The sequence below is a fragment of the Frankia sp. Allo2 genome (genome assembly GCF_000733325.1).
Taxonomy (GTDB): Bacteria; Actinomycetota; Actinomycetes; order Frankiales; family Frankiaceae; genus Frankia; species Frankia casuarinae.
This window is the reverse complement of the sequence record NZ_JPHT01000061.1, coordinates 1-13815: the sequence shown is the minus strand read 5'-3', so window position 1 is coordinate 13815 and position 13815 is coordinate 1. Positions and strand designations below refer to the sequence as shown.

18 protein-coding genes and 5 pseudogenes are annotated in these 13815 nt (G+C 68.5%); 12 read left to right on the top strand and 11 right to left on the bottom strand.

Features of this window, described 5'->3' with window-relative positions; all coding sequences use genetic code 11:
• The 5 genes from ALLO2_RS21820 to ALLO2_RS25140 all read left to right on the top strand — a co-directional run.
• The coding region (locus ALLO2_RS21820) for a recombinase family protein (protein WP_084588521.1) at positions 1 to 987 on the top strand (987 nt) is incomplete at its 5' end.
• Between the two features lie 291 nt (positions 988 to 1278).
• Positions 1279 to 1590 (top strand): hypothetical protein, encoded by a 312-nt coding sequence (locus ALLO2_RS21815; RefSeq protein WP_011436967.1) that lies wholly within the window; start codon positions 1279 to 1281, stop codon positions 1588 to 1590.
• A complete protein-coding gene (locus ALLO2_RS21810) occupies positions 1587 to 2069 on the top strand; it encodes a hypothetical protein (RefSeq protein WP_011436966.1) in 483 nt (160 codons plus the stop codon). Before ALLO2_RS21815 ends, ALLO2_RS21810 begins: the two co-directional genes overlap by 4 nt.
• A gap of 172 nt (positions 2070 to 2241) precedes the next feature.
• Entirely contained in the window at positions 2242 to 2454 is a 213-nt protein-coding gene (locus ALLO2_RS21805) for a GNAT family N-acetyltransferase (protein WP_049760921.1), read from the top strand.
• Between the two features lie 43 nt (positions 2455 to 2497).
• The gene (locus ALLO2_RS25140; RefSeq protein ID WP_011436965.1) at positions 2498 to 3097 is read left to right on the top strand and encodes an NYN domain-containing protein; all 600 of its coding nucleotides are present in this window, start codon (positions 2498 to 2500) and stop codon (positions 3095 to 3097) included.
• On the opposite strand, the gene ALLO2_RS21800 is transcribed toward ALLO2_RS25140, so the two are convergent.
• The 3 genes from ALLO2_RS21800 to ALLO2_RS21790 all read right to left on the bottom strand — a co-directional run bounded on the left by ALLO2_RS21800 (position 3036) and on the right by ALLO2_RS21790 (position 4754).
• On the bottom strand, positions 3036 to 3278 hold the full coding sequence (locus ALLO2_RS21800; protein WP_023842121.1) for a hypothetical protein: 243 nt from the start codon (positions 3276 to 3278) through the stop codon (positions 3036 to 3038). The two genes, ALLO2_RS25140 and ALLO2_RS21800, sit on opposite strands and share 62 nt — an antisense overlap.
• 102 nt (positions 3279 to 3380) lie before the next feature.
• On the bottom strand, positions 3381 to 3887 hold the full coding sequence (locus tag ALLO2_RS21795) for an alpha/beta hydrolase fold domain-containing protein (protein WP_084588520.1): 507 nt from the start codon (positions 3885 to 3887) through the stop codon (positions 3381 to 3383).
• Between the two features lie 66 nt (positions 3888 to 3953).
• Positions 3954 to 4754, bottom strand: coding sequence for a phytanoyl-CoA dioxygenase family protein (locus ALLO2_RS21790; RefSeq protein WP_023842120.1), 801 nt, complete (start codon positions 4752 to 4754; stop codon positions 3954 to 3956).
• A gap of 169 nt (positions 4755 to 4923) precedes the next feature.
• On the opposite strand from ALLO2_RS21790, the gene ALLO2_RS21785 reads away from it, so the two are divergent.
• Positions 4924 to 5160: an AbrB/MazE/SpoVT family DNA-binding domain-containing protein gene (locus tag ALLO2_RS21785; protein WP_035734508.1), complete on the top strand. Its 237-nt coding sequence runs from the start codon at positions 4924 to 4926 to the stop codon at positions 5158 to 5160.
• Complete coding sequence (locus ALLO2_RS21780) at positions 5157 to 5537, top strand: PIN domain-containing protein (RefSeq protein WP_023842118.1); 381 nt, start codon at positions 5157 to 5159, stop codon at positions 5535 to 5537. The genes ALLO2_RS21785 and ALLO2_RS21780 overlap by 4 nt, the downstream gene beginning before the upstream one ends.
• A gap of 38 nt (positions 5538 to 5575) precedes the next feature.
• On the opposite strand, the gene ALLO2_RS21775 is transcribed toward ALLO2_RS21780, so the two are convergent.
• Positions 5576 to 6022, bottom strand: a complete 447-nt coding sequence (locus ALLO2_RS21775) for a hypothetical protein (protein ID WP_011436960.1) — start codon at positions 6020 to 6022, stop codon at positions 5576 to 5578.
• Positions 6023 to 6379: 357 nt separating this feature from the next.
• Positions 6380 to 7069, bottom strand: a pseudogene (locus ALLO2_RS27640) (helix-turn-helix transcriptional regulator); the annotation flags it as partial.
• A 67-nt stretch (positions 7070 to 7136) separates the two neighbouring features.
• Here ALLO2_RS27640 and ALLO2_RS21765 point away from each other — a divergent pair.
• On the top strand, positions 7137 to 7916 hold the full coding sequence (locus ALLO2_RS21765; RefSeq protein ID WP_011436958.1) for an NAD(P)H-dependent oxidoreductase: 780 nt from the start codon (positions 7137 to 7139) through the stop codon (positions 7914 to 7916).
• A 217-nt stretch (positions 7917 to 8133) separates the two neighbouring features.
• Positions 8134 to 8220: pseudogene (locus ALLO2_RS28490) on the top strand (Fe-S cluster assembly protein HesB); the annotation flags it as partial.
• Between the two features lie 35 nt (positions 8221 to 8255).
• Here ALLO2_RS28490 and ALLO2_RS21760 read toward each other — a convergent pair.
• From ALLO2_RS21760 to ALLO2_RS27635, 3 genes and pseudogenes are all read right to left on the bottom strand, one after another.
• Positions 8256 to 8894: a DUF2867 domain-containing protein gene (locus ALLO2_RS21760; RefSeq protein WP_011436957.1), complete on the bottom strand. Its 639-nt coding sequence runs from the start codon at positions 8892 to 8894 to the stop codon at positions 8256 to 8258.
• 172 nt (positions 8895 to 9066) lie between these two features.
• Positions 9067 to 9697: pseudogene (locus tag ALLO2_RS21755) on the bottom strand (DJ-1/PfpI family protein).
• Positions 9697 to 10672, bottom strand: a pseudogene (locus ALLO2_RS27635) (GlxA family transcriptional regulator). The pseudogenes ALLO2_RS21755 and ALLO2_RS27635 overlap by 1 nt, the downstream one beginning before the upstream one ends.
• Before the next feature lie 660 nt (positions 10673 to 11332).
• Between ALLO2_RS27635 and ALLO2_RS27630 the strand changes: the two are divergent.
• Both ALLO2_RS27630 and ALLO2_RS26045 read left to right on the top strand, forming a co-directional pair.
• Positions 11333 to 11431 (top strand): annotated as a pseudogene (locus ALLO2_RS27630) (Fe-S cluster assembly protein HesB); the annotation flags it as partial.
• 71 nt (positions 11432 to 11502) lie between these two features.
• Positions 11503 to 11646, top strand: a complete 144-nt coding sequence (locus ALLO2_RS26045; protein ID WP_023842114.1) for a hypothetical protein — start codon at positions 11503 to 11505, stop codon at positions 11644 to 11646.
• Between the two features lie 177 nt (positions 11647 to 11823).
• Here the strand turns inward: ALLO2_RS26045 and ALLO2_RS21745 are convergent, their stop codons facing one another.
• Positions 11824 to 12084 (bottom strand): Txe/YoeB family addiction module toxin, encoded by a 261-nt coding sequence (locus ALLO2_RS21745; protein ID WP_011436954.1) that lies wholly within the window; start codon positions 12082 to 12084, stop codon positions 11824 to 11826.
• The gene (locus ALLO2_RS21740) at positions 12081 to 12338 is read right to left on the bottom strand and encodes a type II toxin-antitoxin system Phd/YefM family antitoxin (protein ID WP_011436953.1); all 258 of its coding nucleotides are present in this window, start codon (positions 12336 to 12338) and stop codon (positions 12081 to 12083) included. Before ALLO2_RS21740 ends, ALLO2_RS21745 begins: the two co-directional genes overlap by 4 nt.
• Before the next feature lie 193 nt (positions 12339 to 12531).
• On the opposite strand from ALLO2_RS21740, the gene ALLO2_RS27625 reads away from it, so the two are divergent.
• Complete coding sequence (locus ALLO2_RS27625) at positions 12532 to 12669, top strand: hypothetical protein (RefSeq protein WP_023842113.1); 138 nt, start codon at positions 12532 to 12534, stop codon at positions 12667 to 12669.
• Between the two features lie 139 nt (positions 12670 to 12808).
• On the opposite strand, the gene ALLO2_RS21735 is transcribed toward ALLO2_RS27625, so the two are convergent.
• Complete coding sequence (locus tag ALLO2_RS21735) at positions 12809 to 13360, bottom strand: group II intron maturase-specific domain-containing protein (protein ID WP_011436952.1); 552 nt, start codon at positions 13358 to 13360, stop codon at positions 12809 to 12811.
• Positions 13361 to 13815 lie beyond the last annotated feature (455 nt).

The following is a 13815-nucleotide window of genomic DNA, read 5'->3' as shown; positions in this document are numbered from 1 at the left end:
CGGCGCAAGCACCTCGCCATGGCCCAGGCCGGCATTACCGTCGGGGGCAACCGTGCCTTCGGCTGGCTGGCCGACAAGGAAACCAAGGACGAACCGGCGGCGGCGCTCCTGGTCGCGGGGGCGGATCAGATCTTGGCCGGCGTTGGCCTCCACACCATCTGTCGCCAGTGGAACGATCTTGGCATCGCCAGCGCCATGGGCAAGAAGTGGCAAAAACCCGTCCTGCGCAACATCTACCTGTCCCCGCGCATCGTCGGCTACCGGGTGTACGGCCCGACCTCCGTCCCGCTGGAGAAGCGCTACGTGGTGGACGCGGACGGCCAGCCGGTCAAGGGCCAGCAGCAGCCCATCCTGGACCTGGATGTCTGGGAGGCGGTGGTGGCGAAGCTCCGCGACCCCAGCCGGGTTTCCAAGCANGTCCACATCGGCGGACGGAAGTATCTGCTGTCCGGGATCATCTGCTGCGGGTTCCGCGGCCGCCACCTGATGGGCGGCTACGACCGGCGGTGGGGCAAGCACCACTACGCCTGCAAGGCCGTCACCGCGGGCGGGTGCGGCAAGGTCGGCGTCACAGGCCGCCATGTTGATGACCTTGTCTCCGAGCTGGTCCTGGCCTACCTGGCAGGCCGCGACGTCGAGGCCGAGGTGGGCAGGTGGCCAAGGGCGGGCGAGTTGGCCAAGGCGGAGGCCAAGATCGCGAAACTCATGGGTGCCTATGACCGGGACGAGCTGCCCGGCCCGTACGTCTTCCCCCGTGTGCGCGAGCAGGAGCAATCCATCCTGCACCTGAGGGCGGAGCAGGCCGAGTGGCTACGCGCCCACACCGGCCCCAAGGTCACGAACCTGGCCGAGGGCTGGCCCTCTTTGGAGCTGGAGCAGCGCTGGGAGATCATTAGTACCGTCATCGAGGCCGTCGTACTGAAGGCGGCTGACGGCCCAACGAACCGCTTCGACCCCGAACGGGTGGAAGTGGTCTGGCGTCCCTGACGCCCCACCCCGCCGGACGCACCAGTCCGGCGGGGTATTCGTCGTGGATACCCTGACGGGCATGGGCCTGCACCTGTCCGGCGATCCAGAGGCGGACGCCCTCATCACGTCCGATGCGTTGGCGCTCCTGGTGGGGATGGTCCTTGATCGGCAAATCGGACAAACAAGGAACGACCGGTAGGCGGAGCCCAGAGCCGGCCGCCTGCTTCAGCCCGGGCGCCGGTCGTTGGCTGATCGCGGCCCGTGGCCTGATCACTACGACAGCGTAATACGCTGTGTTACGATACCGGCATGCCAAACATTCGGTTCACGATCTCGACGTCCTCGGACGTCCAGGCCGCGGTCAGGATGCACGCCGAGGCGGCAGGCATGGATGTGTCCGCTTACATGATCGCGGCGGCCGTCGCGCAGATGGCGCGCGACGATGCCGCTACGGCGACCTTCGCGGCACTCGACGCGCGCAACCAGGCAGCCCTTGAGCAGGCTGGCGGCGTCCCTGAGACGGACCTGCCTTCGTTCGACGCCCTGACCCTGGACGAGCAGGCGCTCGTCCGCCGGGTCCTGAACAGCGCGCTTGGATCGGACGCCGCGAGCGTCGCATGATCGCGCGTACTGTCGTCTATGACGCCGGGATGCTCGTGGCGCTCCTGCGAGACAGCTCGGCGGCGCGGCTGCTCCACCACGGCTTACGCGCGGCTCCGCACCGGCCGGTCGTCATCGGACCGGTCCTTGCCCAGGCGTGGCGACCGGACCCGAAGACGGTACATGCCTTCAGCCAGTACCTGAAGGACTGCACCGTGCCCCAGACTCGGGAGAGCGCTTCCCCTATGCGCGGCATGTCGAGCACCGCCGGCTGCGTCGCCTGCGCGAGAACCTTCACCCTCGACTCGTACAAACGGGCGGGGGCCATGCTCGCCGAGGCCAGTCTTCCCCCGAAGAAGCGGCCGGACGTCATCGACGCCCTGGTCGTCATCGCGGCTGCTCTTCACGGTCCGGCCCAGATCCTCACCAGCGACCCAGACGACATAGGCGCCTACACCGCCACACTTGACCGCGCTGACATCGTCGTCGAACCGATCTGAGACGCTCCTCGCGATTCTGGGCTGACGTTCCGTCGTTGCGAGCGGCCGAGCAGCGGCCTTGATCGGTGCGGCGAGCCGGCTGCACGATCGGTGTCATGAGCAGCCTCTGCATCCGGCCCGCGCTGCCCGCCGATCTAGTGATCATCGCTAACCTGACGCACGGCAGCCGGCCGTGGGCGATCGTCGAAAACATGGTCGTCGACGCCCAGACCCGCCCCGCGGCGTCGGCGAGACGCTTATTACCCACGTTCTCGATACCGCTCGCGCCGCCAACTGCTACAAGGTTCAGCTTCTGTCCCGCAACGACCGGTCGGAAGTCCACGCCTTCTACGCGGCGGTCGGCTTCACCCATTCCGCCGCCGGGTTTCGGATCTACCTGACCTGACTCGACCAGGCCGCGCGGGTGTTGGCTCATCGAGCCGAGGCGGATGGCCGCGCGTTGTTGCTGCCGCAGCAGGTTCCTGCCCTCCGGCACACCTGGCCAGCATGGTCATGTTGATTCCGTGCGCGTGGCGCGGCGGATCGTCAATGGTCGACCGCTCGGCGGTGAGCTCGCGGCAGTCCGTGTCTACCGCGGCCGTCCCAGCCCCGATCACCAGCCGGAGGCCGCGAGGGCCAGTGACCGGCAGGCCGACCGCTGGACCCGTGATCCTCGGGTGGTCGTTGTCCGCCGGCAGCTCCGCTACCCGAAGGCATGGCCGGCCGAGCCCGCGCAGGAAAAAGGTATCGACGTCGCATTCGCCGTGGATTTCGTGCGCCTTGCCTGCGAGGGCGCGTACGACGTCGGTGTCCTGTTCAGCCGCGACACGGACCTCGTGCCCGCGCTTGAGCCCGTCCGCGATCTTGGTGCTCATGTGGAGGTCGCGAGCTGGAAGGCACGAGCCGACTTCGCTTTCCCGACTCGCAGCTTCCGTGGTGCCACTACCTCGACGCCGACGACTACGGAGCCTGTCGGGACTACACCGACTACACGGCGAGTTGACCGCCGGCCGCGGTGGCCACTGCCGAGCCCGCACCGGGCACCGTAGTCGTGTCGTGGTACGCCGACGCTGGTATCAGCGCATCTCGGACTGCGTCGTAGTCCAGCCATGGATCCCGCAGGAACTGCCGCCATCGTGGATCGTGGCCGACGAGCTTCACCCGGAAGTCGAGATGGTGCATGCCGGGCCGGTGCGGGAAGGGTGGGATGTTCAGCGATGTCGTTGTCATCGACTCGTTTTCGGGCCTCGACTCTCTCCCGATCGACCATGGGTGCGCGACTTGCGGCGCGTCGTCAGCACCGGAAGAGACGCGACCCGACTGATCGGGCGATCAGGCCGTGGAAGACGGTCTGCCCCCACGATGCTCGTCCGCGCGGTGAACGAACTCGGCGATCTGCCTGACGGCGGCAATGGACTCGGGGGTGTCAACGGCGCCGTGGTACACGTGAGGCAGTTCGTCGGCGNCGTCCAGGACGACATCGGTACCGGCCGCGGTCGCGGCGGCGAGACGCTCGGAGTCGCTGAGGAGTATCTCGGCGCCCCCGGTCTGTATGAGCAGTGGCGGGAGGCACGCTTGGGAGGCGAAGAGCGGCGACGCCGCGGGATCGCGGGGGNCGGCGCCGCCCAGATAGGTCTCCGCGACGCCGCGGATGAGGTCGGGGCTGAAGATTGGATCCTGATCGGCCCGCTCCTGGAACGAGGCGCCGGACCCGGTGAGATCGAGTAGGGGAGAGATGAGCACCCCCGCAGCTGGTAGCTTGTCACCGTGATCACGTAGCCGGTGCAGCAGGCTGAGAACGAGGCCTCCGCCCGGCGGAGTCGCCCGCGATGACGACATCGGCCGGCGTGGCGTCGCCTGGCCTGGGACGACCTACCCGAGGGGCGACTCCGAGTGTCTGGGACCCTATTCGGCAGCACCCAGCCCTTGGCGGACGGCGAGTTCGACCGGGGAGTAGGAGTCGTCGGCGCGATTCAGGTCGAGGGGGCCCTCCGGGTCCAGCGGCGGCTGGGCGAGGAAGCGTGGAACGGACCCGCGGTGTCGTTGCGCGGCGTGGATGAGGAACGGGTGGCAGAGGTAGACGTCGCCGGCCTGCCCGGTCGCGAGGACCAACGGGCGGTCGGGGCTGTCGAGCTTGCCTGCCTCGTCCAGCTGTCCGCACAGCTCCAGTCCGTTGCGGCCGCGTTCGCCCGCGGGTGCCAGAAACGGCGGCACGTCGAGGTGTGATCCGGCCTTGATGCGGGTTGGTGCGTCGTCGGGGCCGACGTCGGAGAACAGGAACAGCATCAGCAGAGCTCGGCCGCGGGATCTGATGTTCAGCCAGAACCACGTTTCGCCGTCCGGCAGGTAGGAGCCGTCCATGTGCCAGCCGGCGTCACCGGGGTCGTCGGGGTGCGGGAAGCGGATGGGGAACGTGCCCAGACCGGTGCGTGGCCGCCACCGACCGGGTCCGACCAGCTGATCGAGCGCGGCGCGCAGCCGTGGTGTGTTGGCGGCCTGCCGGAAGGGCTCCTCTCCGCTTCCGTCGATCCGGATGACGGGACGGGTCCAGCTCGCCGGGTCGGCGGGATCGAGTCCGGTCATGCGCCACAGGATCGAACGGCATGCGTCTGCCAGGGCCCTCGGGAACGCCCGTCGGACGTGTACGAAGCCCTCGTCGATGAATGTCTGGACCTCTTCGTCGGTCAGCGTCGACACCGCGGCCATCACCTCGGCCTCAGATCGTCGTCGACTTGGGACGATCACTCAAATGGNTTTCGCGGGGTGCGGCGGAGGAGGCCCACGGGCCGGGACGACGTCGACCGCACGGTTGCCCGACCAGCGGACCGGCGGCTTGCGAGGCATGGTGATGGGATCGAACTGGTATCGCCTTCCCATGGAAGCTGTCGTCGATCAAGCAGGTCGGATCGTGCTGCCCAAGTTCATCCGCGACGCGCTGGGCCTGCTCCCGGGTACGAAGGTGGACATCTCGCCGTACGGCGCTGGTGTGCAGGTCGTGCCAGCCGGCAGGACCGCGCGCCTCGTGGAGGAGAACGGCGTGCTCGTGGCGGCCGGCGACACGGTTGTTGATGACGAGATCCTGTTCGGCCTCATCGACGCGGGTCGCAGATGACTACCGCGGTCGACACGAGTGTCGCGGTTCCCCTCGTGGTGCGCTCGCATACGCATCACGTGGACGTGGTGCGATGGTGGGACGGGCGGGAGCTCACGCTGAGTGGGCATGCTTTGGCGGAGACCTACTCGGTGCTCACCAGACTGCCGGGCGACGCAAGACTGTCGGGGCCGGATGCCGCGCGCCTGCTCGACGCGCGGTTTACGGCACCGTGTGCTCTGAGCGGCTCACACGCCCAGAAGGTTCACACGACGTTGAGCCGCCTTGGCATCGCTGGGGGCGCCGTGTACGACGGGCTGGTGGCTCTGGCCGTCAAGGAACATGACCTGGCCCTCGCGACGAGGGATGCACGCGCACGTGGCACGTGGAACCTATGACGCGGTCGGAGTAAAGGTCATTATCGTTTGCTGACCGGTCAGCGGCCTGAGGGTGTTGCCTGGTCGGCCAGCCAGTCGGCGGTGCGGTTCAACCAGGCCCATCGTCTGTTTCCGAGCAGGTGGTCGCCGCCTGCCACGAGCAGCAGTTCTCTCCTGGGCGCGGTGGCCGCCACATGGCGGGCCTGGTCCGGCGTCGGCAACGTGTCCGCTCCGCCAGCTACGACGAGCAGGGGCTGGTGGACGGATGCCGGCAGATCCGGGTACGCGAGAGCGGCGGCGACCCGCTGTGCCTCGTCCGCGCCGCCGCAGCGGATCGTCAGCGTGTCGGTGGCGAACTGCGGCAGCGTCTCCCAGGTCGGCATTGGATAGGGGCCGCTGACCGTTGCGACGGCGCGGACCCGCGGGTCGACGCCCGCTCCGATCGCGCGGGAACGACAGAGCGTAACAATCGCGGCGACGTCGGCGTCGTCGACAAACCAGGACACGGTCACTGCCTCCTTGAACGGGATGGTGCGACGGGGTTGCGCGCTGGGGCGATGTCAGGCGACGGTGAGGACCGCGTTTCGTCGGATGCGCCGCGCCCGCAGGTCCTCGATGACATTCGGCGTCCGTGTCCAGGGCTCGACGACGCCGATCTCGGGATGCAGGTGTCCCCGGCGGATGAGCCGTACCAGGGTTCGCAGGTCCGCGGCGTCCTCGGCAGGCGTCCCGGCGTAGTGGAACTGTTCGATCGGCGCGCCGACGGTCCCATCGATCCAGTCGAAGAAGTCGACGGTGATGGACTGCGCGCTGACCTGCCCGAACCAGATCACCCGACCGGTGGTGCCGGCTTTACGCCGGGCGGCGGTGAAGCCAGGGACCGCGGACAGCACCAGCAGTTCCATGCCCGATTCGTCCGGTAGCGCGACGTTCTCCTGGTGCAGTTCCAGCGTTCCCACCAGCGGGTGCCGGTACGCCTTGCGCCCATGCATGCGGGCGCGCACGTCCGCGCGCGCCCAGAGGCGGCGGAAGCGCTCACTGCCCATCGCCAGCTCGCCGATGAGCGAGGCCAGGCGGGAGTCCTCGGGGTACTTGCCGGCGGCCAGGCGCAGGTGCCCGACGACGTCGAGGGTGCAGTTCTCCCAGTCCGCGTAGAGGCCGCGCTCGGCCTCCTCAAGGAAGATGTGCCGGGCGGTGTTCAGGCCGGGCATCGGCCGGCCGTAGAGGAGCCCGGCGAGGCGATTCCCCGCGAGCACGTCCAGCTGGTGGTTCATGATCAGTGCGGGTGTGTCGGGGACCAGGTCGAGGACGCGCGCCAGCTCCGGCCGGATCCGCCCGCCCGGCGCCTTGGCGCGCCGGCGGCGCTGCCGGGCGAGTCGGTAGAGGTGCCCGCGTTCGGTCTCGTCGAGGCCGAGGACGCGGGCGAGCGCGTCGAGGACCTGCTCGGAGGGCTGGGTCGCGCGGCCCTGCTCCAGGCGTACGTAGTAGTCGACGCTGACTCCGGGCAGGTGCGCGACCTCTTCGCGGCGCAGTCCCTCGACTCGGCGGCTGGAATGGGCGCCCCTGAACGCCGGACGCCGCGGCACCAAGGATCGGAGGCACCCGATCCGAGGAGTTCCCATGAAGACGCTGATCGTCTACGCGCATCCGGAGCCGAAGTCACTCAACGGCTCGTTGAAGGACCTCGCAGTGTCCACCTTGGCGACCGCCGGGCACGAGGTACGGGTGAGCGATCTGTACGCGATGAACTGGAAGGCGGTCGTGGACGCCGCGGACTACGGTCCCGACGCCTCACGCCCGCTGAAGGTCGCTCTGGACTCGGGCCGGGCCTTCGACGCCGGGACGCTCACTCCGGATGTCCTCGCCGAGCAGGAGAAACTGTGGTGGGCGGACACGATCATCTTCCAGTTCCCGCTGTGGTGGTACACGATGCCCGCGATCCTCAAAGGCTGGGTGGACCGGGTGTTCACCTTCCACTTCGCGTACGGCGTCGGCGAGCACAGCGACACCAAATACGGCGAGCGCTTCGGCGAAGGCACCCTCGCGGGAAGGAAGGCCCTGCTGTCGGTGACCGCCGGCGGGCCCGAGGCGCACTACGCCGCGCGCGGGATCAACGGCCCCATCGACGATCTTCTGTTCCCGATCCACCACGGCATCCTCTACTACCCGGGCATCGAGGTACTGCCGCCGTTCGTGCTGTACGGCACCGACCAGATGACCGGCGAGGACTACCCGAACGTCGCCAAAGCCTGGGAGCAGCGCCTGCTCACCCTGGAGTCGACCGAGCCGATCGCGTTCCGACCACAGAACTTCGGTGACTACGAGATCCCCTCGCTGCACCTGAAGAAGGGACTGGAGCCCGCGGGCCGCACGGGTTTCGGGCTGCACGTGCGCAGTTGACCTCCGGGCGCGGGCTGCTGATCGCGAGATCGTTGACGTTCACCATGATCGGGGGCCTCCGCCGCTGCTCGGGGAGGGGCGGGTTGCCGTCGCGTGGGATGGGCCATCACAGCGGCGGATCGTCAGGGGCGACGACTCGACGGTGAGCTCGCAGCCATCCCCGCGATCTGACCGGCGTCGCGGTTGCCGCCGTGAAGCGGTCGGCTACCGTTGACCTGTGGGACTGCACCTGAGCCAGATCGACGAAGCTGACGAGTTGCTGACGAACGAGCCGTTGGCGCTGCTGATCGGGATGGTGCTGGACAGCGGGTATCGGAAAGATGGAGTGGAGAGCGTCCTTCAGGCGTCTGCGGGCGGGTTGCGGGGGGTGCTCTCGTGCCAGTCCTTTCCGATGCCTCGCAGCAGCGGCGGGTAGACGATCAGCAGGCGAAACGGCGTGATCGCCGCCATGTAGACCCGTCCGAGCAGGCCGTTCGGTTTCACCAGCACGGTCATCTGGCCTCGGTGGCCAGCCGGCTGACGGCCGGCGTCGTCGTCCGGGATCCAGCCGACGTGCAGCACTCCGTGAACCGTGCGGTTGACTATCTCCGCGGCCCATTCGTTGTCCGTCAGAAAGACTGACCGGAACGGGAGGGTCTCGAACGCGGGTCCGGCTGGTGCGTCGCGCAGGTCGGCTGGTAGGCGTTCACGCAGCGTCGGCACCCGGATGGCGATACCCGAGTCGGGATCGTCCCAGCCGAGCCAGGCTCCGAGGCGCCAGCGGATCCTGAACAGCAGCCGGGCGACCCATGACGGGTTGTCCCCCGTGTCGCCCTCGGCGATCAGCCGCACCAGCCTCGGGAAGTCCTGCGCGGTGCCTGGTGTGGGCAGGGCCCAGACGTCCTCGATGCGGAAGTCAGGCGTGATGTCGTGAATTCGCCAGGGCCGGGATGTGTGCGCGGTCTTCGGGAGCTTCCTTTTCGTCCTCGTCTTTGTCATTCTCGTCCTCCGGGTCCTTGGGGGCGCGGGAAGCCCGAGCACGCCCGCGACGGCGCGGGCCGCGAGAAACAGTATTTCTCCTCCACCTCGCGCCCGACGGGACGTCCGCTGCCGTGCAGGTGGAACGTTGGCCGTGTCGGTGAACAGTGGTCAGTGAAGCGACCTGTACAGATCAGGCGCTGACGGCGAGGCCGCTCGCGCGCAGGGCGGCGACTCGAGCCGCGGGCGCGGTGGCGATCGAGCCGGCCGCATACGGCGGTTGGGGNTCGTATTNGACAACGAGCTGGATGGATTCGGCGATGTCGTCGCCCACCATGCGTCCGGTCAGGTGCAGGGCGAGATCGATGCCGGCCGAGACACCGGCCGCGGTGGCGTACTTCCCGTCGATGACGACTCGTTCGGCGGTGGCGATGGCACCGAACGTCGTTAGATGATCAAGGCAGATCCAGTGTGAGGTGGCGCGGCGACCGGTGAGCAGGCCCGCGGCGGCCAGCAGGAGCGAGCCGGAGCAGACCGAGGCCGTCCAGGTGGCCGCCGCGTCAACGCCGCGCAGCCAGTCGAGGGTCGGCTGGTCAGCCAGGAGGTCGGCGGCTCCGGGACCACCTGGCACCAGGAGCACGTCGGGGGCGGTGACCTCGGAGAGCGCGGCATCGGCGACGACGGTCAGGCTGGCCGTGTCGGCCCGGACCGGGCCGGGCGGCTGCGAAGATCACCTCGGCCCCGGGAATGCGGGCGAGGATCTCGTACGGGCCGATGGCGTCCAGGCCGGTGAAACGGTCATACAGCATGATCGCGATCTGCATCAGTATCCTCCGGAGGTTGGATTTGGATGAGGTCGGAACTGGCGGCGGTATTCCATCGGCGGCACACCCAGGACCCGAACGAAGGCGCGCCGCATCGCCTCAGCGGTGCCGTATCCGCACGACCGGGCGATCTGCTCGATTCCCTCGTCGGTGTCCTCCAGCCGTCGGCGGGCCGTCTCCAGCCGGACCCCGTCCACGTACCGCCCCGGCGTCACTCCGACCTCAGCGGCGAAGGCACGGGTGAAGTGACGGGGTGACAGCGTCACGCGGCGGGCGAGAGAACCGACGGAAAGATCGCCTTCGGGGTGCTCGTCGATCCAGTGCTGGACCTCGCGCAGCTGCGGCCGTTCGGCGACCTGAGCAGCGAGCTGCGCGCTGAGCTGTGCCTGCCCACCCGGCCTGCGCAGGAACATCACCAGGTGCCGGGCTATCAGCAGCGCGACGTCCCGCCCGAGGTCCTCTTCGACCAGCGCCAACGCCAGGTCGATACCTGCGGTGACGCCGGCCGAGGCGGCGATGTTCCCGTCTCGGACGTAGATCGGCTCGGCGTCGACCTGGATGTCGGGGAAGCGTCGAGCGAGCGCAATGTGCCCAGTGCGTCGTGGCGCGACGTCCGGCCAGCAGGCCGGCCTCGGCGAGCAGGAAGGCCCCGGTGCAGACGGAGACCACACGATCGGCCTCGGCCGCCAACTCGCCGATGCGGCGCACCAGCTCCGGGTCGGGGGCGGCCGTACCCGGCCCGCCGGGCACCAGCAGTGTGTGAGCTGGTCCGACGTGGTCGATGTCGGCGTCGGGTAGCAGCCGCAACCCACTGCATGTGCGCACCGGGTGGCCACCAGGCCCGGCGGTCATGATCCGGTACGCACCTGGCCGTTCCGTGGCGGCGTCCGCCCCGGCGAACACCTCCAGCGGGCCGGTCACATCCAGGCTCTGGACGTCGTCGTAAAGCACGATGACCACGCTGCGCGGCCTCATGCGGATTAGGCTGGCAGGGCTCGAGTATGGCGGCAAGGACGCGGTTCCCCCCTTCCCCGCCATCGCGTCCCGCCATCGCGTCCCGCCATCGCGTCCCGCCATTGCGGGCAGGGCCGCGGCGCGCGGCGCCGGGCTTCGGTCCTACCCGGCCGAGACGGCCACGAGATCCAGCTCGTCCACCTGGCCTGCCGTACCTCTCGGCTACCAAGGCTGCCGGCCGACTACGCGGCCTGCCGGGACCACTGACGCCCAGGACTCTGCGTCGGTAGCGTGTCAGTCACTTTCTCCCCGCCGTCCTCCGGGACTGGCGGGGCTTTTTTNTNGATCGGCTACAANGCGGCTGCTCAGGGTGTGATCCTGGACCCGCAGGCCGTCATTGCCGCGGCGACGGGCCCAGCCGCCCCGCCCGTCCCGGCGGCTCCGCCCGCGGCAAGCGTCACGCCTCCGGAGACATCGCCGCCTGCTGGATGACGGCATTCAGAGTATGGGGACGACGTGCGCGGCACGGTACATCCCGTACCGCTGCCTCCAGCTCCGCTGGTGCAGTGTTGGCTGACAGCGCAGCCAGCGATTACGAAGCGCGCCGGGACACCGCGAACCACACGGCGATATGGCCGGCGGTGCGACGGCCGCCGTTCCCAGGCCGGCTACGGTGTTCGGGTGGGACTTCACCTGAGCCAGATCGACGAGGCGGACGAGCTGCTGACGAACGATCCGTTGGCGCTGTTGATCGGGATGGTGCTGGAGCAGCGGGCACCGGAAAGAACGAGCCCGGCGGAATGACTCGTGTCACCCGAGCAANCGAGCTCTGACTGGTCACGGCGGTGCCCGTGGGCACCGAGCCTGTCCCGGTCGGCGATCTTCGGCAGGCTCACCACCTCGAGGCGATGGCGGCAGTCGTGATCTCGCTGTTGTTCGGTGGTCGCGACCCGAGCATCGTCTTCAACCTGGTCGATGCGATCCCGAACCGGTAGACGCCAGACCGCCTCGCCGCGCTGTTCAAGGCGACAGATGTTCCGGCCCGTGATGGGGGAGAACCGGGGCGAGCAGGCCGGTTAGAGTGAGAACCCGGGGTTATGATCCGGCTTGCGGCTGCCGGAGCGAACAGGACTACGGCCGCAGTCGCTCAGAGCTGCTCACGGCAGCCTCGACTACTGATAGTGGTAGCGGCAGGAGATGATTGTGATCTGGCTGGGCTCAATCGCATAGATCAGGCGGTGCTCGTCGTCGATTCGCCGGGAGCGCAGCCCGGCGAGGTTGTTGCGCAGCACTTCCGGTTTGCCGATGCCCTGCCCATCTGGATCGCGTTTGATGTCCGCGATCAGGGCGTTGATGCGCTTGAGAGTTTTGCGGTCCTGGCTCTGCCAGTACAGGTAGTCGTCCCAGGCATGGTCGGTCCAGGTCAGCTTCACCCGTCAGGATCCGGGGAACGCTCGACCGCGCCGCCTGAACGCCACTGCTCGACGCTCTCCATCAGCCGGCGGGCGTTGGCAGGCGTGCGCAGCAGGTAGTTGGTCTCCACGATCGCGTCCCAGTCCTCCTTGCTCACCAGGACCGCGTTCCCCCTCTTCGAGACGATCTCTACCGGTGTGTGATCGGCGTTGACCTGTTCGAGAAGTGGGAACAGTGTCTTGCGCGCCTCGCTGGCACTGATCGCCGCGACCATGCCGGCACCTCCCTGAGCGTCCAGTCGTACCAAATACGGTACCATCCCTGGGTGCTCGTCAGCTGGCCGTGCAGCGGGGGGTCAAACTGGCGTCGCGTAGGGACCGGTAGCGNCCAGTAGTGAGGGACACGGAGCCGCCTGACGAGTTGACCAGCGTCGCCAGTCCCCGAACACGGTCGGCTACGGTGGTGTGGTGGGACTGCACCTGAGCCAGATCGGCGAGGCCGACGAGCTGCTGACCAAGGATCCGCTGGCGCTCCTCATCGCTATGGTTCTGGGCCAGCCGGTATCGGAAAGATGGAGTGGAATCTCACTATACGTGCCCGCATAGATACTCATCGTCATGGTTGATCCGTTGCGTGGCGGGGGACGCGAGCTATCAGGGTCGAGTAGCCGGGAGGGGTTTCACCTCCCGGCTCTCGCAGAACCGTGCGTGACGGTCTCCCGTCACACGGCTCCTGTCATCCTGGTCACCGGAAGGTCGGAACCCACCGCCAGTGCGCGAACAGACCCGGAGAGCCCGTGACTGCCCGTTGCCAGGCGGCTGACGCCTTTCTCATGGGTCGTAGCCGCTTGTACTTCTTGCGGATCCAACGCACCAGGTAGGAGTTGATGCGCGTGAGGAGAACGGACAGCGCGGAGCGGTAGAACGCCCCGTAGTACGCCATCCAACCTCGGACGATCGGGTTGATCGTCCGGGCGAGGTCCGCGAGCGTGACGTTGCTGCGGCGGTGTAGGCGCCAGTGACGGACCTGCCTACCGAGCGCGGTCAGGGCCTGCCTGCTGATCGCGGGCTGGAACGAGGCGAAGAGCCGGCCGTTCCTGCCGCGTGCCGCGCGGGCACGGAAGGTGTACCCGAGGAACGTGAACGCGGTGTGCTCGTGGCCGAGCCGCCGGTTGGCGTCCTTGCAGTACACGATCCTGGTCTTGGTCGGGTGCAGACGCAGCCCGACCTCGGCCATCCTGTCCTCGACCGCCTGGCGCACCTGGTGGGCCTGGCGTTCGCTGGCGCAGTGGAGCACTGCGTCGTCGGCGTAGCGCTCGAACGGGACGCCCGGGCCAAGGGTTCGTGTGCGTGCAGGCAGNCGGTCGTGACCAGCGTGTTGTGGTCACACACCCGGTTGACCAGCCTCCGTACCGAGGCGATCTCGTCGCCGGCCACGACCCGTTGATGCCCGAGCGCGGTCCCGGTGTCGTGGCGGACGGCCTCGACGACCGCCTCCTGGCGCACCGACCCCTGNGGCGGGCGGGAACGGGCGCCCTTCATCACCTTCCCGTCAAAGGCCACCGCCACCAGGCCGCCCGGGTCCGCGGGCCCGGGCGCGACCGCGGCGGTCCAGCCCGACAGCGCCTGGTCCAACTGCCCGGGCGGGCCTTCCTCCACGATCCGCCGGATCGTGCGCTCCGACGGCACCCGACGAGGGAACCCGAGGCCGGCCAGCACCCCGACCGGGAGGGCGCAGGCCCACTCCCACAC

Coding starts and splice junctions, on each gene's coding strand:
- ALLO2_RS21780 (WP_023842118.1), top strand. CDS start 5,157: ATGACTACCGCGGTCGACACGAGTGTCGCGGTTCCCCTCGTGGTGCGC.
- ALLO2_RS21740 (WP_011436953.1), bottom strand. CDS start 12,338: ATGGTCGCGGCGATCAGTGCCAGCGAGGCGCGCAAGACACTGTTCCCA.
- ALLO2_RS21785 (WP_035734508.1), top strand. CDS start 4,924: ATGGAAGCTGTCGTCGATCAAGCAGGTCGGATCGTGCTGCCCAAGTTC.
- ALLO2_RS21790 (WP_023842120.1), bottom strand. CDS start 4,754: ATGGCCGCGGTGTCGACGCTGACCGACGAAGAGGTCCAGACATTCATC.
- ALLO2_RS21765 (WP_011436958.1), top strand. CDS start 7,137: ATGAAGACGCTGATCGTCTACGCGCATCCGGAGCCGAAGTCACTCAAC.
- ALLO2_RS21800 (WP_023842121.1), bottom strand. CDS start 3,278: ATGACAACGACATCGCTGAACATCCCACCCTTCCCGCACCGGCCCGGC.
- ALLO2_RS21760 (WP_011436957.1), bottom strand. CDS start 8,894: ATGACAAAGACGAGGACGAAAAGGAAGCTCCCGAAGACCGCGCACACA.
- ALLO2_RS25140 (WP_011436965.1), top strand. CDS start 2,498: ATGGCCGCGCGTTGTTGCTGCCGCAGCAGGTTCCTGCCCTCCGGCACA.
- ALLO2_RS21810 (WP_011436966.1), top strand. CDS start 1,587: ATGATCGCGCGTACTGTCGTCTATGACGCCGGGATGCTCGTGGCGCTC.
- ALLO2_RS21815 (WP_011436967.1), top strand. CDS start 1,279: ATGCCAAACATTCGGTTCACGATCTCGACGTCCTCGGACGTCCAGGCC.